16 protein-coding genes are annotated in these 21,262 nt (G+C 60.9%); 3 read left to right on the plus strand and 13 right to left on the minus strand.

The annotated features are described in order from the left end of the window. Positions 1 to 14: 14 nt before the first annotated feature. Together P3T21_RS30735 and P3T21_RS30740 are read right to left on the minus strand one after the other, a co-directional pair. Positions 15 to 962, minus strand: a complete 948-nt coding sequence (locus tag P3T21_RS30735) for an electron transfer flavoprotein subunit alpha/FixB family protein (RefSeq protein WP_429259710.1) — start codon at positions 960 to 962, stop codon at positions 15 to 17. Positions 963 to 977: 15 nt separating this feature from the next. Continuing rightward, positions 978 to 1,727, minus strand: coding sequence for an electron transfer flavoprotein subunit beta/FixA family protein (locus tag P3T21_RS30740; RefSeq protein ID WP_429259711.1), 750 nt, complete (start codon positions 1,725 to 1,727; stop codon positions 978 to 980). 716 nt (positions 1,728 to 2,443) lie between these two features. On the opposite strand from P3T21_RS30740, the gene P3T21_RS30745 reads away from it, so the two are divergent. Next, complete coding sequence (locus P3T21_RS30745; RefSeq protein ID WP_429259766.1) at positions 2,444 to 4,852, plus strand: LuxR C-terminal-related transcriptional regulator; 2,409 nt, start codon at positions 2,444 to 2,446, stop codon at positions 4,850 to 4,852. A 29-nt stretch (positions 4,853 to 4,881) separates the two neighbouring features. Here P3T21_RS30745 and P3T21_RS30750 read toward each other — a convergent pair whose 3' ends face one another. The 6 genes from P3T21_RS30750 to P3T21_RS30775 form a co-directional block, all read right to left on the minus strand. Continuing rightward, positions 4,882 to 6,084: a DUF445 domain-containing protein gene (locus tag P3T21_RS30750; protein ID WP_429259712.1), complete on the minus strand. Its 1,203-nt coding sequence runs from the start codon at positions 6,082 to 6,084 to the stop codon at positions 4,882 to 4,884. 83 nt (positions 6,085 to 6,167) lie between these two features. Next, the gene (phaZ, locus tag P3T21_RS30755; RefSeq protein WP_429259713.1) at positions 6,168 to 7,010 is read right to left on the minus strand and encodes a poly(3-hydroxyalkanoate) depolymerase; all 843 of its coding nucleotides are present in this window, start codon (positions 7,008 to 7,010) and stop codon (positions 6,168 to 6,170) included. Positions 7,011 to 7,182: 172 nt separating this feature from the next. Further along, positions 7,183 to 7,605, minus strand: a complete 423-nt coding sequence (locus tag P3T21_RS30760; protein ID WP_429259714.1) for a phasin family protein — start codon at positions 7,603 to 7,605, stop codon at positions 7,183 to 7,185. 58 nt (positions 7,606 to 7,663) lie between these two features. Further along, positions 7,664 to 9,370: an alpha/beta fold hydrolase gene (locus P3T21_RS30765; protein WP_429259715.1), complete on the minus strand. Its 1,707-nt coding sequence runs from the start codon at positions 9,368 to 9,370 to the stop codon at positions 7,664 to 7,666. A gap of 47 nt (positions 9,371 to 9,417) precedes the next feature. Further along, positions 9,418 to 9,882 (minus strand): MaoC family dehydratase, encoded by a 465-nt coding sequence (locus tag P3T21_RS30770; protein WP_429259716.1) that lies wholly within the window; start codon positions 9,880 to 9,882, stop codon positions 9,418 to 9,420. 30 nt (positions 9,883 to 9,912) lie between these two features. After that, positions 9,913 to 11,556: a fatty acid--CoA ligase gene (locus P3T21_RS30775; protein ID WP_429259717.1), complete on the minus strand. Its 1,644-nt coding sequence runs from the start codon at positions 11,554 to 11,556 to the stop codon at positions 9,913 to 9,915. A 406-nt stretch (positions 11,557 to 11,962) separates the two neighbouring features. Between P3T21_RS30775 and P3T21_RS30780 the strand changes: the two genes are divergently transcribed. Then, positions 11,963 to 12,652: a Crp/Fnr family transcriptional regulator gene (locus tag P3T21_RS30780; protein ID WP_429259718.1), complete on the plus strand. Its 690-nt coding sequence runs from the start codon at positions 11,963 to 11,965 to the stop codon at positions 12,650 to 12,652. A gap of 46 nt (positions 12,653 to 12,698) precedes the next feature. Here P3T21_RS30780 and P3T21_RS30785 read toward each other — a convergent pair whose 3' ends face one another. From P3T21_RS30785 to P3T21_RS30795, 3 genes are all read right to left on the minus strand, one after another. Next, positions 12,699 to 13,850: a porin gene (locus tag P3T21_RS30785; RefSeq protein WP_429259719.1), complete on the minus strand. Its 1,152-nt coding sequence runs from the start codon at positions 13,848 to 13,850 to the stop codon at positions 12,699 to 12,701. A gap of 385 nt (positions 13,851 to 14,235) precedes the next feature. Then, a complete protein-coding gene (locus tag P3T21_RS30790; RefSeq protein ID WP_429259720.1) occupies positions 14,236 to 15,930 on the minus strand; it encodes a long-chain-fatty-acid--CoA ligase in 1,695 nt (564 codons plus the stop codon). Positions 15,931 to 16,102: 172 nt separating this feature from the next. Then, entirely contained in the window at positions 16,103 to 18,232 is a 2,130-nt protein-coding gene (locus tag P3T21_RS30795; protein ID WP_429259721.1) for an alpha/beta hydrolase fold domain-containing protein, read from the minus strand. Between the two features lie 63 nt (positions 18,233 to 18,295). On the opposite strand from P3T21_RS30795, the gene P3T21_RS30800 reads away from it, so the two are divergent. Next, the gene (locus P3T21_RS30800; protein WP_429259722.1) at positions 18,296 to 18,985 is read left to right on the plus strand and encodes a TetR/AcrR family transcriptional regulator; all 690 of its coding nucleotides are present in this window, start codon (positions 18,296 to 18,298) and stop codon (positions 18,983 to 18,985) included. A gap of 170 nt (positions 18,986 to 19,155) precedes the next feature. Here the strand turns inward: P3T21_RS30800 and P3T21_RS30805 are convergent, their stop codons facing one another. Together P3T21_RS30805 and P3T21_RS30810 are read right to left on the minus strand one after the other, a co-directional pair. Further along, on the minus strand, positions 19,156 to 20,400 hold the full coding sequence (locus tag P3T21_RS30805) for an acyl-CoA dehydrogenase family protein (RefSeq protein ID WP_429259723.1): 1,245 nt from the start codon (positions 20,398 to 20,400) through the stop codon (positions 19,156 to 19,158). A gap of 80 nt (positions 20,401 to 20,480) precedes the next feature. After that, positions 20,481 to 21,245: an SDR family oxidoreductase gene (locus tag P3T21_RS30810; protein ID WP_429259724.1), complete on the minus strand. Its 765-nt coding sequence runs from the start codon at positions 21,243 to 21,245 to the stop codon at positions 20,481 to 20,483. Positions 21,246 to 21,262: the final 17 nt, after the last annotated feature.

Here is a 21,262-nt window from a genome sequence, read left to right on the forward strand (position 1 = left end):
CCTGGTCTCCGGCATCAGTTTTGTTGCAGTTTGTCCAGTGCACCGGACAGCTCTGGCAATACCTTGAAGAGATCGCCGACGATCCAGTAATCGGCGACCTGAAAGATCGGCGCCTCCTCGTCCTTGTTGATCGCGACGATCACCTTTGAGTCCTTCATGCCGGCCAGATGCTGGATCGCGCCGGAGATGCCGACCGCGATATAGAGTTGCGGCGCGATGACCTTGCCGGTCTGGCCCACCTGATAGTCGTTTGGCACGAAGCCGGCATCCACGGCAGCGCGCGACGCGCCGACCGCTGCGCTCAGTTTGTTGGCGATGTCCTCCAGCAATGCGAAGTTTTCGCCGGAGCCCATGCCCCGGCCGCCCGAGATCACCCGCTGCGCCGATGTCAGCTCAGGACGCCCGGAGCGGGTCAGTTGCTGGCTCACGAAGCGTGAGCCCGGGACCTCGACGGCCGGCGCGAGCGATTCGATCGCCGCCGCGCCGCCTTCGGCGGGCGCCGCCGCAAAGGCTGTCGTGCGTACTGTGATGACCTTGATGCGGTCCGCGCTTCGCACTGTCGCCAGCACGTTGCCCGCGTAGATGGGGCGCACGAACGTATCGGCGGACTCGACGGCAACGATGTCGGAGATCTGCGCGACGTCGAGCAGCGCGGCCACGCGCGGCATCGCGTTCTTCGCGGTCGTAGTGGCGGGCGCCAGCACGTGGCTGTAGCCGGCCGCGACCGTCGCGATCAGCGCGGCCAGGTTCTCGGCCAGCGGATGCGCATAGTGCGGCGCATCGGCGACCCGCACGCGGCTCACGCCGGCGATGCGTGCGACCTGTTCGGCCACAGTCACGCATTGCGATCCGGCGACGAGAACATGAATGTCGTCGCCAAGACGCGCAGCGGCGGTGACGGTGTTCAACGTCGCAGCCTTCAGCGTCTGATTGTCGTGTTCTGCAATAACGAGTATGGACATGTTTCCCTCTTCCGATCAGATGACGTGTGCGACGTTCTTCAGCCTCGCCACGAGATCTGCGGCATCGGCCACGCGTATGCCCGCCTCGCGTTTCGGCGACTCCGCGAGCTTCAGCGTCGACAGCCGTGGTGCGATGTCGACGCCGAGGGCATCGGGTGTCACCACGTCGAGCGGCTTCTTCTTCGCCTTCATGATGTTGGGCAGCGTCGCATAGCGCGGTGTGTTGAGCCGGAGATCGGTGGTCACGACGGCCGGCAGATCGACCTCGATCGTCTCAAGTCCGCCGTCGATCTCGCGCGTCACGGTCGCCTTGCCTGCTTCGACGCTCACCTTCGATGCGAAGGTCGCCTGCGGCCAGCCGAGCAGCGCAGCGAGCATCTGGCCGACCTGGTTCGCGTCGTCGTCGATGGCCTGCTTGCCGAGCATCACGAGTTGCGGCTGCTCCTTGTCCACCAGCGCTTTGAGCAGCTTCGCCACGGCGAGCGGCTGCAACTCGGCGTCGGTCTCGACGAGGATGCCGCGGTCAGCGCCTGTCGCCATCGCCGTGCGCAACGTTTCCTGGCAGCTCTGCACCCCGCAGGACACGACGACCACCTCTGACGCCGCGCCGGCTTCCTTCAAAAGCACGGCCTCTTCCACGCTGATTTCGTCGAAGGGGTTCATCGACAGCTTCACATTCGCGATGTCGACGGCGCTGCCGTCGGCTTTCACGCGGACTCTCACATTCGCGTCGACGACGCGTTTGACAGGAACCAGTACTTTCATTGCCTGCTCCGTTTCGATAAAGGACTCCACCACGCCGGCCATGTGAACCGATCGCTCGAGGTTTCGTTTTGTTTGTCCGGGATACGCGCCGCCGGCCTGAGTTTGTGCGGCGCAATACGATTCGATGCGATAGGCATGTCTCCTCCCTCAGGATGGTTGGGCGTATCATTTCGTGAACAAAACACCGGTTCAGGCGGCGCCCGCCGAGGGGCGACTTCCCCATGACCGGCCGGCGTGCCGCACCGCTGTCCAGCCGTGGAACTGCGCGTCTCCTCGCTGGAATCCATAGTGTCCGAGCGCGAGACCGCGCAAAATCCCCCTTAAAGGGGAGCACGATTGCATGGACGGGGGATGGCAGCCAGGGTCAACCCGAACGCCTGGAGCAGCTGATGCACGTGACAGAAGCGACGTTCCCGAACAGGCCACCTCTGTTCCTCGCAACGAAGGTCCTTCCGCCACGCCTGCCCGCCGGCCTGATCGATCGTCCGCGCCTCGCCGGTCTTGCCGCGCAGATAGAAACGAAGCGCCTGACGGTGCTCAGGGCTCCCGCTGGATTTGGCAAGACGTCGCTCGCGCTCACCTGGCTAAACATGCTGGGGACAAGCAGTGCGCGGGTCGCCTGGCTATCTCTCGACGCCGACGATGACGAACCCGCTCGATACTTCAATCATCTCGCGCAGGCGTTACGGCAATCCTGCGGCAACGTTGGCGCCTCAGTGATAGCCTTGACCGCTGAAGCGTCGTTTGTGCCGGCGTATGCGCTCGCGTCGACGCTGATTGACGAGCTTGTCGACGTCGACGACGAGGTCTACCTTTTCATCGACGACTACCACTTGATCAGCGAGGCACCGATTCACGAAGCGATGTCGCTCTTCATTGCCAAAGTGCCCTCGCAGGTCCACGTGGTGCTGTGCACCCGAACGGATCCCCCTCTTCCTACGGCCAGGCTGCGAGCCCGAAACGATCTCCTGGAAATCGACGCGTCGACGTTGCGATTCAACTTCGACGAGACGCGCCGCTTCGTCGAGCGCGAATGCCCCGGCAAGCTCCGCACTACGGACATGAAGTCGCTGTTCGCGACCACCGAAGGCTGGGCTGCCGCGCTACGCATCTCCGCTTCGGTGCTGGCCCGGGACGATCGCCCCCGAGGCTGGCGGGCCAGCGCGCCGACCGGCGCATCAAGGCCGCTTGCAGACTACCTCGAAGACATACTCCAGTCCTTACCTGCCGGGATGTTCGAGTTCATGCTGCGTACGGCGATACTCGAACGTCTGAGCGCACCGCTTTGTGAGGCGCTCACCGGCCTCAAACCGAGCCAGATCATGCTGGACGCCATTGTCGCGCGCCAGTTGCTGCTGGAGCCGCTGGACCTGGAAGGACACTGGTTCCGCTATCACCCGCTCATGGCCGAGTACCTCCAGCGTCGGCTGGAGGTCCGGTACCACGAGGAGATCGCCGACCTGCATCGCCGCGCGTGGCAATGGTACGCGGCGCAGCGCCAGTGGACCGACGCAGTCAGGCATGCGATTGCGGCCGGCGCAACCGACGATGCCATTCGCCTCATGGAACACTGCGCCATGTCCCTCCTGAAAGGAGGCGATCTGCTCACGCTGGTCGGCTGGCAGCGTCAATTCCCAGCCGACCTGATGCGGGCACAGATCACAGTCACGCTCGCAATTGCCTGGGGCACCGTACTCGCCATGCGCTTCGATGACGCGGTCACCATGCTGGATTCGATCGAACGCGATGCCGCCGACAAGGGTATCGACGCTGACCATGTCCGGTGGGAGTGCGTCGCCATTCGCTCGGCACTTGCAGCCTTACAAGATGATCCGCAAAAGGCGCTTACGCTCGCGCAAGAATATCTGGCCCGGCCGTCGCGCGATTCATGGACCACCAACGCGGTCTCAAACGTGGCGCGCTTCGCCCACTGGAAAGCGGGTAATCTTGAGGCCCTTCACGCCACACCCTGGATTCCCGACTCGATCGAGGAAGACCAACGCAGCGTATTCTCCTCGGTCTATCGGCTCTGCCTGCTCGGCCATGTGGAAATGCAGCAACTGCACTTTTCGCATGCAGAGCGCCATTTCAGCGAAGCGATGGAGCTCGCCGAGCACCATTCGGGCCCGCAGTCGATAGCGGCGGCGTTGTGCGCCCCGATGATCGCCCAATTGCGTTATGAGCAGGGCCGGCTGGACGAAGCTGAAGCGCTGCTCGTCGAGCTCATGCCGGTCATTGAACTTGCCGTATTTCTCGACAGCGTGCTGATCGGCTATCGCATACTCGTTCGAATCGCCGTGGCGCGCTCCAATTTTGCGCAGGCGTATGCCTTGCTCGACGGTGCACAGGTGCTGGGTCAGGCGCGTCGATGGAACCGGCTGATTGCCGCCGCGCTCGCGGAAAGAACTCGACTGAATCTTGCAGAAGGCAGGCTTGCCGAAGCAGGCGCGTGCGTGGCACAGCTGCGTCAGTTGGCCACCTCCAGCTCCGGGTCGTCCGCTCCGGAGTCGCCGGAGATCGAGAACTACCGGGACCTCGCGGCTGCGTGCCTGGCGATACGAAGGCAGCAAAGCCAGGAGGCGGTCGGGATTTTGAGCGGTGCACTCGAGCGTCTCGAACACCTCCACGGAAGTTATCTCGCGCTGCGACTGCGGACCCTCCTCGCGCTGGCGTGGCTGAACGCAGGCGAGCGCGATCGGGCGCTCGAGGTATTCCACGACGTTGCGACGGTCGCAGCGCCAGCCGGGATCTGCCAGTCCATTGTCGATCAAGGGCCGGAGATCGGCCCGCTATTGAAGCTGGCGCGCGACAGCGCCCGCACCCCTGCCAAAGCGCAGGAAATAGTGCCCTGGCTAGACCGACTGCTGGATAGCTGGCGATCACAGCACGAACCCAACAGCACGCCCCGGCGAGAAGGCGAGCGGACCCAGCTCAGCTCGCGAGAGCGCGGCATTGTCGAGTTGATCGCACAGGGGCAGTCAAACAAGGAAATTGCGCGTACGCTCGGAATAACACCTGAAACGGTCAAGTCCCACGTAAAGAGCATCTTTACCAAGCTGGCCGTCGACAAACGCGCTCAAGCTGTCGCGCGCGCGCAGGTGCTTGGACTGGTCAAACATAACTAATAGCACGCAGTACGCGGACAGTACCTGGCTTACCGCAAGACAAGAAATACACATGCATGGATCAGGACGCCCACCGTGCCACCGACAAACGTGCCGTTGATTCGAATGAACTGCAGATCCCGGCCTATCTCGGCCTCGAGCTTCCGGCTCACCTCCTTCGTGTCCCAACCTTTCACGACGTCGGTGATCAGCGCCGACAGTTGATGGCGATGGCGCAACACGAGCAGGCCGGCAATATCAAGCCACCATGCGTTCAACTTGTGCTGAATGGACGGCTCACTCGCAACGCCTTTACCGATGGATACGAAGGTACCGGCGATCATGTCGCGCACCGCGGAGTGCCTGCTTCCGAGATCAGCAAGCACGTGCGCACGGACGTGACAGAGCAGGACACGGTAATAGCCCCCCTCTTCGAGATGCCGAATGCAGTCGCGCAGCAACAGTCGACCAAACCGGCGATAAACAGCTGACGTCCGCAGGTTGCTGGATAGATCTTGCACCGCCCCGTCGAACTGACGCCGAAGCGCGTGCTCGGGGTTCGCCACGACCTCATGGATGAGCGCAATGATGCCTTCGACAAACTTGTTGACGATGTATGCGTCCAGCGGCGCCGGCGTGAATTTCGACGCCTCGCCGAACTTCGCCTTGATCAGGTCCACATGGGTGCTCAACCACCTTTCCACGGCGCTCAGTCCGCGATCCAGCAAAGGCTGATGACGGTTGCCTTCGGTGAGGATATCCAGGACCTGACCCGCCATGCGAGACACCTCGAGCGTGCGCAATCGCGGAATGACGAGACGACCGAAGAGATGTTCGACGTCCGTCTCGTCCATGCCGTCGAGCAATCGGGGGAGCGAACCGGCCACCACATCCGCGATCACCGCGCTGTTTTCACGTACCGCGAGCCATCCCGCCAGCGCTTGCGCCGCGTTGAAACCACTCAGTCGCCCGACGATGATTTCGGGGGTCAGGAAGTTTTCCTCGACGAAGCTGCCCAAACTCTCGGCTATGCGCTGCTGGTTCTTCGGAATGATGGCCGTGTGCGGGACCGGAATCCCGCACGGGTGCCGGAACAACGCGACGACGGCATACCAGTCTGCAATCGCACCGACTGTACCCGCCTCGGCAAAAGCACGTGGCCACGCTAGCCAGGGATACGCAGCCTGCCAGGCCACACACGTGAGGAGTAGCACGATCATCGCCGCGAGCAAACAGGTCGCTGTCGTGCGCATGCGCTTCAGCCGAACCAGCTTTTCGTCCCCAACTGGGTCAGCCTGTGCGTGCCCGGAGTTCCTGTCTGTCCCAGTCACGAAGCTCAACTCGCCTCCTGCCGCAGGAACCGCTTCACCACCGGAGCGACTTCACTTGCCCGGGTGATCAGAAAAAGATGGCCGTCATCTATCACGTGCAGGGTCGCATTTCGAATCCTTGCCGCGAGAATCCTGGCGTTTGTGAGCGGCACGATGGGGTCGTCGCTTCCATGCACGACGAGCGTCGTTTGCCGAAGCGCGCCCAGCCACGGCAAGCTGGTCCAACCGGATGCAGCCAGCAATTGATAGAGATAGCCACGGCCGCGTGGCGCCTGGATATGGCGGCTATGTTCCTCGAGCAGCGCGGCATCGTGGCGGTAGGCGCCCCCGTATATCTCCGCCCCGATTTGCCGCAGGTACGCCGGATCGGTATAGCGTCGCGGCCCGATCAGTTTTGAAAGCACCGACAGCCGCGCAGGCACCATGATTACCCCGGGAGAGGTGGCCGCGAGAATGAGCCTGCGACAGCGCCGGGGGTAAAGGTGCGCGAACTGCTGGGCCAGCGCCCCACCCCACGATACGCCGAGCACGTCGACAGGGCCGGCGTATCCGAGCCGCGTCAGCAGCTTGTCAGACAGGACGGCAAGCGTCGAGAACCGATACGGGATCAAGGGGACGGGCGAGCCGCCAACGCCGGGGGCGTCGAAGACGATGACGGTCACGTCATCCAGTGCCGCAACGAATGGTTCAACCAGTTCGAGATTTGCGCCGATGCCATTGAATAAAAGCAGCGGCGGCGAGGCGTCGCTACCACGCCGGACTGCGACACGCAGCAACTGGCCGTCCAGATCGATCGTCTGAATTTGCATGGCGTCGACACACTCCGCGCTTGTTTGTAATCCGGTCATCCGGTTGATCCTCTGTGTCGACCAGAGTTAGCGTGTCGGCTGGAGTTAGCGCTTTAGCACTTTAGCGCTTACTCCTGCCCCATAGCGCTTACTCTGGTCCCATGCAAGATGGTTGCTGGTTGGACGCTTCGCTTCGTATCGCTATGGCGGCGGCTCGCACCAGCCCGCCAGATCACTTCCTGGGCTGCATGAGCGCTTTCAATTCCTCGACATGCTCCGCAAAGCGCTTCGTGACGACAGCGATACTGTCGGTTTGAGCCCGGTACGCCACATCCGCGAGCTCCTGCATGTCCACGAATGCCTTTTGCAGTGTCTTTTGAACCCCTTCGCCCGTCGCAGCAGCGGGTTCGCTGCCAGGGGACCTCAAGCGGGCAACGAGCGATTGCAGTTCAGTCATCGTCGAACGCACGATATCCACCTGCTTCTGACCGAGTTGCTGTACGCCAGCGAGCGCAGTCATATTCGCCTCAGCGAGCGCTTCAATGTCCTTGCGGCGCGATTCGAGGATGGCGGCTACGTCGACGCCCGGTAGCTTGAACTGCGTGATGAGCTTCGTATATTCAGCAAAGATATTGCTGGGATGGGTTGCTGTCATGATAACTCCGTTAAAGTAGTTGCAAAAAAACGTTTTCGCTATCCGGCAATGATGCCGGTCAGGCTTCCGAAACATAGGTCCCGGGTGCTTTCACACCAGCCGGGTGTTGTTCGCTGCCGGGCGCCGCAGGCGCTGCCCGCTTGTCGCCGGACCGGGCGACCAGCCAGTCTCTCCAGTTGCCCCACCACGAGTCCGTTTCAGCCTGTGCGCCGGCGAGCCACGCATCGGCGTTCGCGGGCAACTCGGGGTTGAGGTAGTACTTTGCCTTCGGATTACCGGGAGGATTGATCAGGCTCTGGATATGACCGCTTGAACTCAGGACGAAACGGGTATTGCCACCAAACGTCGTGGCGGTGTTGTACACGCCCTTCCACGGCGTAATGTGATCCGTCATGCCTGCCACCACATACTTGTCGCACTTGACCTCGGAAAGGTCTATCGGCGTGCCCAGCACCGTCAGCGCGCCTGGCTTGCTGAAGAGGTTTTGCGTGAAAATGTCGAGCAATTGCCCATGCGTCTTCGCTGGCAGCCGAGTCGTATCGTTGTTCCAGTAAAGGACGTCAAAAGCAGGTGGTGCGTTGCCCAGCAAGTAGTTGTTGACCCAGTAGTTCCACACCAGATCGTTGGGCCTCATCCAGGCGAAGACGCGTCCCATTTCCTCGCCCGCCAGCACCCCACGTGAAATGCTGTGCTGCTTCGCCGCCGCAATGGCCTCAGGCGTTGCAAAGAGGCCGAGTTGCGAGTCGGCGGTGTTGTCGAGTACGGCAACCATCAGCGTGGTCGCATTGACCGTCTTTTCACCCTGGCTCGCGAGATGTCCAAGCAAAGCCGAAATGGTCATCGCACCCGAGCAGGCGCCGTGCAGGTTGACGTCGTCGCACCCGGTGATCTCGCGCACAGCCGCAATGGCTTCCACGAGCGCGCTGACGTACGTGTCCAGATCCCAGTGCCTTTGAGCCGCGGTCGGATTGCGCCAGCTGACGACAAAAACCTGGAGCTCGTTCTTGACCAGATAGTCGACGATGCTCTTGCCCTCGGAGAGATCGAAGATGTAGAACTTGTTGATCTGCGGCGGCACGATCAGCTGCGGCCGGCTGTAGACTTCCTGCGTCGCCGGCGCGTACTGGATCAGTTCTAGCACTTCGTTGCGAAAGACGACCGCGCCTTTGGATGTACCGAGGTTCCTGCCTACGTCGAAAGCCGTCTTGTTGACCTGCGCGGGCATCCCGTGATTCTTGAGCAGGTCCATCACGACGTTGTTGCAGCCGTCCAGCAGGCTGGCGCCACCCGTATCAATGACCTTCTTGAGCGCCGCAGGATTGCCCAGCAGCGTGTTAGTCGGGGACGCCGCGTCCGTAATGAGCGACATTACAAACCGCGCGCGCTCCTTGTTATCAGGATCCAGCCCGGAGCGCTCGACGAAACCTGCAAGGGCATTGCGCCACGCGAGGTAGCCTTGCAGCGTCACGCGATACAGCGAATTGTTCTGCCATGCGGCGTCGGTGAAGCGTTTGTCGCCCTTTGGCGGCGTAGATTCCGCGCTACCCGAGAAAAGCCCGAAAAGCTCGTGAGCGAAAGCCGCTTCCTGCTCCATGACCAACCCAGGTTGCCGCCATGCCTGAGCGCCGATTTGCTGCGCAGTTGCGACGATATCGCATGGCCGCAGACCGACAAAGGGATTGGGACCCAGCATTCCCTCAGCAGCCGACGCCGCGAGATCATCGGCCTTGTCGCCTTGCTGCGGGCTTTCAGTGGTTACCGCCATTTTGCTGCTCCTTCAGGAATATCTTCCGCTGCGCCAAAAGTCATGAATCACGCGACCAGCATCGCAAGGGTTTCTGCAACCAGTGCCGGCTTGTCCTCGCCATCAATCTGCAGCTCGTTCATTGCCTTGATGAGGATGCGGCCGCCGCCCTTGTTCTCCACCGACACGAGCGTGACACGACTACGCACCCGCGCGCCTGCCTTGACGGGCGTCATGAAACGCACTTTGTCCAGACCGTAGTTGAGCCCCGCCGAAGCGTCCTTGGGAACGATGCCGATCTCGATCGCGAGGCCCGCCAGCAACGACAGGGTCAAATAACCGTGTGCGATCGTGCCGCCGAACGGGCTCTCGCGCTTCGCCCGCTCCTCGTCCACGTGAATCCATTGCCTGTCGCCCGTACACTCGGCGAACGCGTTGATACGCATCTGATCGACAACGACCCAGTTCGATACTCCCAGCTCGCGACCCACGAAGTCGCCGATGTTGGCCACGCTGTAATTGCCCGTGCTCATCGCTTCCACTCCCGGAAATTTTCTTGACAATCAGGCGAACTGCTCGCGCAGCCACTTCTTGTTCATCTTGCCGACACTCGTCTTGCTGATCGCATCGACGAACTTCACGATCTGCGGCACCGCGTATTTCGATATCTTTCCGGATGTGCTGAACGACAATACGTGCTGCTTGATGTCGTCCTCCGTGACTGCCGCCCCCTCCTTGAGCACGACCAGCGCCACCGGTCGCTCCCCCCACTTCTCATCCTTGATGCCGATGACGGCCACTTCGGAAACACCCTCGTATTGCGAAATCAGATCTTCTATCTCGAGCGATGAAACCCACTCGCCGCCGGACTTGATCACGTCCTTCGAACGGTCGGTGATTTGTATGTTGCCCGTTGGATCGATATTGGCAATGTCCTGCGTATGGAGATAGCCGCCGGCCCAAAGCTGTTGGGAAGCCTCGGGATTGTTCAGATAGCCCTGCGTGAGCCACGGGGCGCGCACGACGATCTCGCCAGTGGCTTTGCCGTCGTGGACGAGCTCGTCCATGTTGTCGTCGACGACACGCAGGTCAACGAGAGGAACAGGCCGACCGGTCTTGCAGCGCAGGCGAAGCTGCTCGTCGGCGCCGAGCTTTTCGGTCCCGGGTGGAAGTTGCGCGAGACTGAGCACGGGGCAAGTTTCCGACATCCCGTAACCGACAAACACATCGATGCCCCGGTCTAGCGCCGCCTGGGCGAGGCCTTGCGGCAACGCGCCACCGCCGATGACGATCTTCCACTTGCTCAAGTCCGTCGCCTTCCCCTCCGCGCACGAGAGCAGCATGTGCAGGATCGTGCCGACGCAATGTGAAAACGTGACGCCCTCTTCGCGCACGAGTCGTGCGAGCCGGTCCGGCAGGTAGCGCCCGGGATAGACCTGCTTCACACCCATAACCGTTGCGATATACGGCATGCCCCACGCGTGGACGTGAAACATCGGGGTGAGTGGCATGTACACGTCGCCACGATGGAAACGCTGTCCCGAGACAGGGCTCGCCAGTGCCGCCATCAGGGTGATGGTGTGCAGAACCAGTTGCCGATGCGTAAAGTAGACGCCCTTGGGAAGACCGGTCGTACCGGTGGTGTAGAACGTCGTTGCACGCGTGTTCTCGTCAAAATCGGGGAACGCGTAGCTCGTGCTGTTCGCCGCCAACATGGCCTCGTATTCAGCCGGGAAGGGAATATTGTGTACACAAGCTTCGGCGCCTCCCTCATCGATCCAGATGAAAGTACGCACTGTTTCCAGTTTGTCCTTGATCGCTTCGACGACGGGCAGAAAATCGGTGTGCACCAGCAGGACTTCTGCGCCGGCGTGATTGATCGTGTAGGCGATTTCAGCCGGGGACAGACGCACGTTCACAGTCTGCAAGACAGCGCCCATCATCGGAACAGCGAAATAGCATTCGAGATAGCGGTGGCTGTCCCAATCCATCACCCCGACGGTGCTGCCATGCTGCACGCCAAGTTGGCTCAAACCGTTGGCGAGACGTGCAATACGCTCGCGCAAGGTCGCATAGGTCATCCGGAACTGATCCCGGTAGACGATCTCCTCGTCCTGCGCCTGAACGAACGGCGTAAGCAACAGCTGCTTGATCAGCAACGGATAGACGTAGGCGGTGGACCCTGGCGTCTTGACTTCGTCGTGCATCGATATCTCCTTTAGTCCAAATATGAATTGCGAGCGAATGCTGATCTGGTTATTTTTCTCGGCCTGCTGTGGCATCGCGTTGGGACAATGATCCAGGTGTCAGGACTCGGGAAGTACCCCCTGAATGGGGGAGTGCTGTAGATACAGTCGGGGGAGACAGGTTTTTGCATGTGCGGTATTTCCCGCGTCTCGCCGCTGGACAACACAAACAAAAGCGCGCCAGGTGGACCTTGCATGGCGATTTTCCACAGGGATAGAATGAATTGAGCTTCTCGATCAGTGGCCCGAACCCGATAATGGGGTGGAGGCCTCCGGCCGCGCGGTCCGATATGGACGCGTTGGAGGCCGCATCAACTTGCGATCGTCCGTCGCGTTTTCAGCACATGTATACATTGACCGCTTCAAAATGGCATTCATGACCGACACGTCCGAAGAAATGCGGACAAACCAGTGGTTCTGCGCCTTGCCTGCGGTCGAGCAGGAGGCGCTTATCCAGCGAAGCGAATTGATCACGCTGCAGGCTGGCGAATTTCTGTTCCGCCGCGGCGATACGCCGACCAGCTTCTGTGGTCTCAAAGACGGCAGACTCAAAGCCTTCACGCTTCGCGAAGACGGCAAGGAGGCGATCCTGGCCGTCATCGAAGCCGGTAACTGGTTTGGACAGACTTCCATGACCAGTCGCCAGCCACGTGCACGTGATGTCGTAGCGATCGAGCGCTCGACCGTCTTCGTGGTCAGGACAGCAGCGTTTGAAGAACTGATGCAGAGTCAAGCGTTCCTCCGGGCCATCGCCGAATTGCAGTCCATCCACATCAATTGGCTCTATCGCATGGTCGAAGATGCCACCCTCCACTCGACGCGCGCACGTGTTGCGCGGCGCCTGCTGCTGCTCGCGGCGGGCGACGTGGCAACGTGGCCACAGAGTCGCCAGGACGTCAGCGTCTCCCAGGACACACTGGCCATGATGCTCGGCATCACGCGCCAGACACTGTCGCTGGAGCTCAAGGCAATGGCCGAAAAAGGAGCGATCGCTCTCCGGTATGGTCGAATCGAAATATGTTCGAAGGACATCCTCGCGTCCTTTCAGGATTCTTAGTGATCGCTCCCGCCGGTGCGCTCCCGAGCCGCTCGTCGTCCCGAAGCTAGAACGTATGCCGTACGCCAGCCATGATGCCTAGCTGGGTCGTGCCGTACGCCGAGCTCAGGGCGTTGATGCCCTGGAACTGGGCGCCAACCATTCCGCCGCGGTACAGCGAGTAGTCGGCTTCCAGATAGGTATCCGTGCGTTTCGACCAGCTATAGTCCGCCAGCAGCTGGAATTGCGTCGCGTTCCCGTTGGCTGCCTGCGTCTTCCCGGTCTGAATCGTGCGCCACACGTTCGCAGAAAGGTGCGTCGCGTCCCCTATCAGCTGCGTGACCCCACCATAAAACATTTGCCGGGAACTGAACGTATTGAATTTCAGCGCGGACAATTCCGGCTGGCTGAATGGACCGTTAGGGAAATTGCCGACAAATTTGGCGTCCTGCCTGTTCACGGCCCAGCCGGCAATAAGCGTCGTTTCTTCGAACGAATAGGACCCGCCGGCAGTCCAGGATTTGAAGTGCGCGGACCCGTTCACGGCATCGCGCGAGTCAAGGTACGCGGCAGCCAGGCGCAATGGCTGACCGGGCAAATAGAGAATCGATGCCCCAATCTGACTTCCCGAACCAAATGCGCCTGCATTGCCACCAAACGCGTAGGACACCTCAGCCGTCAGGTATTGCCATCGCGCGGCGTATTTGACCATGTTGCTGGTCCACACGCCCTGAGCCATCGTGACTTCCGGCCGAAACTGGTAGAAGGTCGGCAGCCATGGATTAGTTATGAAGGCGCTCAGAACAGCGTCGGCAAGCGGGTTGAGCTGGCGGCCCATTGTCAGCTTTCCGTAACTGCTCGACTGCACGCCAACAAATGCGGTATTGAAGAACGGATAAGCGGGGTCGGTCGCCCCGGAGTTCGGGAAGAAGCGATTCTCGAACTGGAATACGACCTTCGTTCCGCCGCCGATGTCTTCCGCTCCCCTGAATCCCCAAGTACTCTCGTTTGCGCCGTTGGCGAGCTGCACGCGAGAATCGCCTTGCGGATTCGCATGAGTCGTGTAGCGAATTCCCTCATCGACGAGGCCGAAAAGCGTTACCGACGACTGCGCGGCTGCTGAGACGGAATACAGCGTCGCAGTAGACATGATGGCAGCCAGCAGGCTGGCCTTGCGTCGATGCAACTCTTTTTCGGACAATCTCCTTACCTTCCTCATTTATAAACTCCGATATTATGATTATGTCGCACTACGAACTATATGAACCACATCTACAACTTATTGATTGCCAGCAAAGTTCGAGCGCTTGATTTCTGCTTGTTGCGTGACTCGACGGGCCGCGATGACTTGATCAACCTGCGGATTCGACGAAAACTTCGTCCTTGACGGCACTGGCTCCGATCAAGGCGTTGTGCCCACAACCACACGTTGCCCGGAAACGTTGACCACAACTGCCAGAAAATTTACATTCCGCGCTGCGAACGCATCGACCACTGCGGCACGCCTTATTCCATCGCATTGAACGGGCGTGCGGGATAACCCTACGCCTGGCAAAGCAGATCGCGCAGGCGCCGGCAAACGAGAACATCTCCCCCGATATGCTTCAGGGGCGACCTTCGGATTGGGCGTTTCGACTGCGCGCTTCCTCTTCCTGCAGCAGTCTCCACTGGATCTTTCCGCTCGAAGTACGGGGCAAGCTGGTGGCAAACTGAACGACACGTGGGACCTTATAGGACGCCATGCGCTCGCGGGCCCATGACACAATGTCTTCTTCCGTCGCGTATTCGCCGCTCCGTAGCACGATGAGCGCCTTTACCGACTCGCCTCGGCGCGGATCGTGAGTCGCAATGACACACGCCTCCTGGACAGCGGGATGCTCGAACAGCATGGCCTCGACCTCGGCCGGCCAGACTTTGTAGCCGGAGGCATTGATCATGCGCTTCAGCCGGTCGACGACGAAGAAATAGCCGTCCCGATCGACGTAGCCGAGGTCTCCGGTGCGCAGGTAGCGCTTCCCATCGATCAGAACGAATGCATCTCGCGTGGATTCCGGCGCCTTCCAGTACCCATCGAATACTTGAGGTCCGCTGACGAGAATCTCGCCTGTTTCTCCTTCGCCGAGAGGCTCGAGCGTCTCTGGATCGACGACGAGTGAATCCGTGCTGAAGACCGGCACCCCCATGCACTGTTGCTTGCTGTGCTTCGGTGGATTGATGTGGGTCGCCGCCATCGTCTCGGTGAGACCGTACCCTTCTACGTACGGGATGCCCCAACGCTCCTCTATCTGCCGCGCGACAGCCTGCGGCATCGCGGCGCCGCCGCCGCTCAGGTACGCAATGGAACTCAGGTCGAACCTGTCGACGTCCGCCAGGTTCAGCAGGTCGATGAGCATCGTGGGAACAGTGATCCACGTGCTTACGCGGTAGCGTTCGATCACGTGCGCGGCACATTTCGCGTCCCAGCGGGTCATGATCGCCATCGTGGCGCCGATGAATATCGGCATGTTCATGCAGTTCTGCATGCCGGTGACGTGAAACAACGGCACGGAGCACAGCATCACGCTCTTGTTCGCGAGGCTCGGCCATTCAGCGCACGAGACCGTCGAATGCATCACACTGCGATGTGTATGGATGCACCCTTTGGGACGACCGGTCGTCCCGGACGTATACGGAATGACTGCCAGATCCTCGGGCCGGGATTCGTGGTCGCGCGGAATGCACGCGCGAGAGAGCGCGTCGTTCCAGCCGATTGGGGCAGCATGGCCGTCGACAGATTCTGCATGAGGCTGCGGTCCGGGCGATGTCAGGACGTCGGGCAGCGGCAGATCGGTCTGGTCGTGAAGATAGTCGGCATAACGTGCAGGGATCACATAGTCCACGTGGCGGCCCGACAGCGACCGTACGTGCTCCATGAGTTCTTCGCCGACGAAGGCGACTCTAGCCCCACTATCTTCGAATATGTGTTGCAGCTCCGAAGTCCGGTTCATCGGATTGACGGGCACGACTACCGCATCCGCGCGCAGCACCGCATAGAAAGCGACGACGAACTGCGGACTGTTCTGCATGTACAGGACGACGCGGTCACCCCGGGTGATGCCGCAGTGCTGCTGCAGGAAACCCGCCATCGCTTGAACTTCGTATTGCAACTGCCGGTAGGTTACGGTACTGCCGTAGTAAAGGATTGCGGCCTTTTCTGGATGGCGGCTCGAGGAGACTTCGAGATTGGTGTACAGCGATGTCTGCGGCGCGGATAGTTGCCGCAGCGTGTCGACCAGTCGACGCGTTGATGTTGCCGTCATGTCTACTCCGGGCATGAGACGAAATGCAGTGATATGGCGAAGCGCCTTGAAACCGATTGCTTGCGTCACTGGCAAACCGCTTGTGACGCAAGCGGGACCTGCCCACGCCGGCGACGCGTGAGCAGGTTGTCGCATCCGAACCTGGCGCCATGCGCGAGGCGGATGCGTCTCTCTACTTCTGAAGGAGCTCGCGGCTCCACTGGCCGATTTCTTCGAGCGTCCCGGCGGTTTCCGGCAAGAACGGGAAGAGCGTGAAGACGTGAACCGAATCGGCCACCATCTTCAACTTCACGTTCGCGCCGGCTGCCTTTGCCCGCTCCGCAAAACGAGTCGTGTCGCTTTCCAGCACCTCTCCCTCGACGGCCGCAAGGAATACCGGCGGAAGCTCTGCGAGGTCCGCGAACAGCGGCGACACCATCGGATCGGTCGGCTCATGGCCCTGGAAGTAAGACGCGACGAGGTTGGACAACGTCTCGCGATTCGTGGCCGGGTCGTCTCCCGAATTCGCCATGACGGAGGGGCCACCAAGCGTGAGGTCGGTGAGCGGGCAGATTGCAATGACGCCGCCCGGCAACGGCAGCCCCGCGCGACGCAACGCAGCAGCCAGCGCCAGGGCGAGGCCGCCCCCGGACGATTCGCCGCTCAGGAACACCGTCGACGGATCGACACCCGAAGCGAGCAAGCCGCGATACGCGCTGAAGGCGTCATCGAATGCCGCCGGATACGGATGCTCGGGCGCAAGGCGATAGTCGACCGTGTAGCACGGACCGTTCAGGGCGCGCGAGAGACGGCTTGCGTATTCAATCGAGCTCTTCGCCGAACCCAGCACGTAGCCGCCGCCATGGAAATGCAACACGGTCGCCTTGTGAGGGGCTCCCGCTGCAACCACACGCAACGCGCTCACCCCGTGAAGATCGACGTCCGTCACTTCGGTGCTTGCCGGCGCCGGGAACTGCTCCAGCAGGAACCGTTCGTAGGCCGCACGCTGCCCCCGGTCGCCACGCGCAATGTCATCCGGCTTGAACACGCCCTTCCAGAGATCGAAAGCGCGCTGGCTCTCGGGGCGCGCCATCCGCTTTCCTTCGCGTGCCGCGCTCAAGCCTACGACCTCGCCCGGTGGCAGCCTGGCGGCCTCGAGGACGTCGTGCCCCCAGGCGAACGACCACGAAGCCTCTGCCAGCGGATCGATACGCGAGAGTCCCTTGAGTCGCCCGTTGCGCTGGCGTACCCGCGCCTCGTCGGGCTCGTGTGCCCAATCGACGACAAATCGCGCTCCGGCCTGAATCCGCGTTGTACGCGGCTGGCGGCGCCGTTCGTATTCCAGCAGCGCGTCCTGAACGCCGGCCGGGCCATGGTTCTTGAGACAGGTGGCAAGGACCCAGGCGTCTTCGATCGCCTGGCAGGCGCCTTGCGCCAGGTAGGGCACCATCGCATGCGCAGCATCGCCGAGCAGGGCGATTCGTCCGGTACTCCAGTGTTCGATTGGATCGCGGTGGTACATCCCCGTGATGAACGTTGAGTCGACGGCTTCCAGCATTTTCTGGACGGTTGGCTCGGAACCCGCGAACGAGCGCCGCAGTTGCGCGACGTCCCCCGACTGCGTCCACGACTCGCGGCTCACTTCGGTTGCCGGCACCGACGCAAGAATGCTGTAGAGGTCCTTGCGCACCCAGTACGAGACGATATTCCTGCCCACGCCGAACCAGTTGTTCCCCGCCACCGGCAACTTCAGGCCCTTGAGCCGGTCGGCAGGAATGAGCGAGCGCCACATCAGAATATTGGCGAACTGCTTCTCCTCGGGTCCCCGGAGGGCCGTCCGAACGGCGGAGTGAATGCCATCCGCGCCGATCACGGCGTCGCCACGAATCACTTCGCCATTTTGCAGCGTGACGCAGGCGCCCTCCTCGTCCTGGGAAACCGACGCGCATTGCGCCCCCAGCCGGATCACATTGGGCGGTACGGCCTTCGCGAGCAAGTCGATCAGGTCGGCACGGTGGACGTTGTAGAGCAGCGCGCCGTAACGTGCCTCTGCCTCCTTGCCCAATGGAGCAACGTACAGGAGACGCCCTGTCGACAGTTCGAGGTAGTCAAAGCGCTCCGGCACGGTCGCAATGCTCGCCAGCGCCGGCTCGAGCCCCAGTTCCCGGAGCAGAATCGTGCCGTTCGCGGCGATCTGAACGCCCGCTCCGACCTCCGTCAATTGCGGGGCACGCTCCAGTACAATCGGCTCGATGCCGTGGCGCAGCAGCGCCAGAGCGGTCGTTAAGCCACCAATGCCTCCTCCAACAACTACGACTTTCATGTTAAGTTTCTCCAACTGGGTTAGTTAAGCCAGTGTAGTTAATTAACTCGACACGGTAAAGTAATGACGACATCAGGGAAAACCCTTCGCTCGGATGGGGCGGAGACACGAATTCGCTTAAAAGAAGAAGCCCAACGCCTGTTCGCGCTGCGTGGATTGGACGGGGTTTCCGTGCAGGACATCATCTCCGCCGCAGGGCAGCGAAACAGCGCCTCGCTGCGCTACTACTTCGGGAACAAACTGGAACTGGCACGTGAGCTGGTAGTCGACGGTGCGCGCCTGATAGACGAAGACCGTCAGGCGCGGCTCGACAGACTGGAGGCAGAAGAAGGGATAAACGTGCGAGCGGTATTAGGCGCGCTGCTCTTTCCGATGCTTGAGCTGGCGGATCGCACGGGTCAGGCGACGTACATCCGCATGATTGCCAACTTGCAGTTGAACAATCGCGCGTTCTTGCGGGAGGCGCTGGAAAACAAGTGGAATCTGGGTTATCAGCGTTGCAACGCCCTGCTCCGAAACCTGCTTTCCGATATTCCGCCGGCAATCGTTGATCACAGACTGTCGCTCGTCGGCATCTACGGCAATGCCTCGCTTGCAGCGTGGGAAGCGAGCCGGGACAGTGGCGATTCGGGAGGACTCTGGTCCCCGCAATACGCGGTGTCCAGCTTGATGGACACCTTTGAAAGCGTACTTACTGCGGAGCCCTCAGAGGAAACGCGGTCCCTGTTGGGGGGATCTGACGGCGAGTGCTAGTCGTCTCGCCAACGCACCGGAAACCGCATTGGCACATCTTGCGCCTGGCGATGGAAGCTCAACGCACTGCGGGGGATCGACCTCCCTGGAGGGCCTTAACGTTGAGAATATTCATGCCACTCGCCGCCCAGGCCCCCCGCAGGGTCACTCTTTGAAACTGGCTCCAGGCATTACGCCGAAGCCATCAGGTAGGGATTATCCTTCCCCTGCTCATAGGGCTGCGCCTTGATTTCCATTCGTGCAATGCTCTGCAAGTGAACCTCGTCCGGGCCGTCTGCGAACCGCAACGCACGGCCCCACGTCCAGCTATCGGCCAATGGCGTGTCGGGGCTCAGCCCCATCGCGCCAAACACCTGCATCGCCCGCTCGCAAACGGCGGTGTGAACACCCGGTACGAGCGCCTTGATCATCGAGATCTCCTTGCGCGCCTCCTTCGCACCCACGTTGTCGATCATCCACGCGGCTTTTAGAACAAACAGCCTCGCTTGATCGATTTCGATTCTGGACTTCGCGATCCATTCGGCGACAGACCCATGCTCGTGCAGCATCTTTCCGAATGTCGTGCGCGCCTGGGCCCGTTCCACCATCAACTCGAGCGCCAGTTCCGCGGCGCCGATCGAACGCATGCAGTGGTGAATCCGTCCCGGCCCAAGGCGCGCCTGCGCGAGCGCAAAGCCGCTGCCCTCTTCACCGAGGAGATTCGACCGGGGTACGCGCACCCCTTTGAACTCGATCTCACAGTGTCCTTCCGGTGCCAGGTGATTGACCACCGTGATATTGCGGATCACCTTGACGCCGGGTGTATCGCGGGGCACGAGAATCATGCTCTGCTGACGGTGGCTCGGTGCGTCCGGATCCGTTTTGCCCATCACGATGAAGAGCTTGCAATTCGGGTGTGCTGCATTCGTGATAAACCACTTGCGGCCGTCAATGACATAGTCATCCCCGTCGCGACGAATCGACGTCGTGATATTGGTCGCGTCTGAGGAAGCCACCGCCGGTTCCGTCATTGCAAACGCCGAGCGGATCTTGCCGTCGAGAAGGGGCTTGAGCCACAGTTCGCGCTGAGCGGGCGTGGCAAACATATGGAGCAGCTCCATATTGCCCGTGTCTGGCGCATTGCAGTTGAACACCTCCGATGCCCACGACACCCGCCCCATGATTTCAGCGAGGGGCGCGTACTCGAGATTGGTCAGGCGGGTACCGGGCTCGTCATCGCGCAGATGCGGAAGGAACAGGTTCCAGAGACCCTCTTCACGCGCTCGCTCCTTCAAGGTCTCCATAAAGGAAACTGGATATTGACCGGCATTCACCTCCTCGTGCCATTGCCGGATGCGCGGAACGATGTGAGCTTCCATGAACGTACGCACCTGTGTGCGCAGCGCTTCGACCTTCGGGCTGTATGCGAAATCCATTTTTACGCTTCCATAATCCTGATTAATGTCGTCGAGGCATTGGCCAGCAGCGCGGCCAACAGCGTGCTTCGACCACTTGACTAGATCGTCAGTCCACCGTCGACGACGACACACTCCCCATTGGTATAGCTCGCAGCGTCGGACACCAGGTAAAGCACCGTACCCGCCATCTCACGAGGTTCCGCGTGGCGGCGCAGCGGAATGCGCGACATCCAGTTTTCGTACGTGGCCTGATCCTCGAACAGTGCCCCCGCAAATCGGGTTTTGGTCAATCCGGGAAGCAGCGCATTCACTCGAATCCCCAACGGCCCGCACTCCTTCGCGAATGCCCGCGTCATGTTGACAACGGCGGCTTTGGTGATCGAGTAGATTCCCTGCCTGTCGCCAGGCTGCAATGCATTGACCGAAGCCGTGTTGACGATCGCACCGCCGCCGTGCTCCCGCATCAACTTGCCCGCCTCCACAGACATGAAGAAGTAACCGCGCAAGTTGACTTCCACCGTTTTTTCGAATGACGACAGATCGGTATCAAGAATGTGGCCAAAATACGGATTCGTCGCTGCGTTGTTGACGAGGATGTCCAGACGGCCATGCCGTGCACGAATATGCTGGAAGATCGCGAGAATGTCCTCGACACGCCCGACATGGCACGGTTTCGCTTCAGCGCTCCCGCCCGCTTCCTTGATCTCGCGTGCCACAGATTCGCAATCTTCCAGCCTGCGGCTCGACACAATCACGTGAGCACCCTGCTCGGCGAGAAGTTTGGCGATCTCCTCACCGATCCCCCGGCTGGCGCCCGTCACCAGAGCAATCTTTTCTTTCAGATCAAACAAATTAGTAGTCACAATCATCTCCGATATGT

The organism is Paraburkholderia sp. GAS334, assembly GCF_050436625.1.
In the GTDB taxonomy this organism is placed as follows: domain Bacteria; phylum Pseudomonadota; class Gammaproteobacteria; order Burkholderiales; family Burkholderiaceae; genus Paraburkholderia.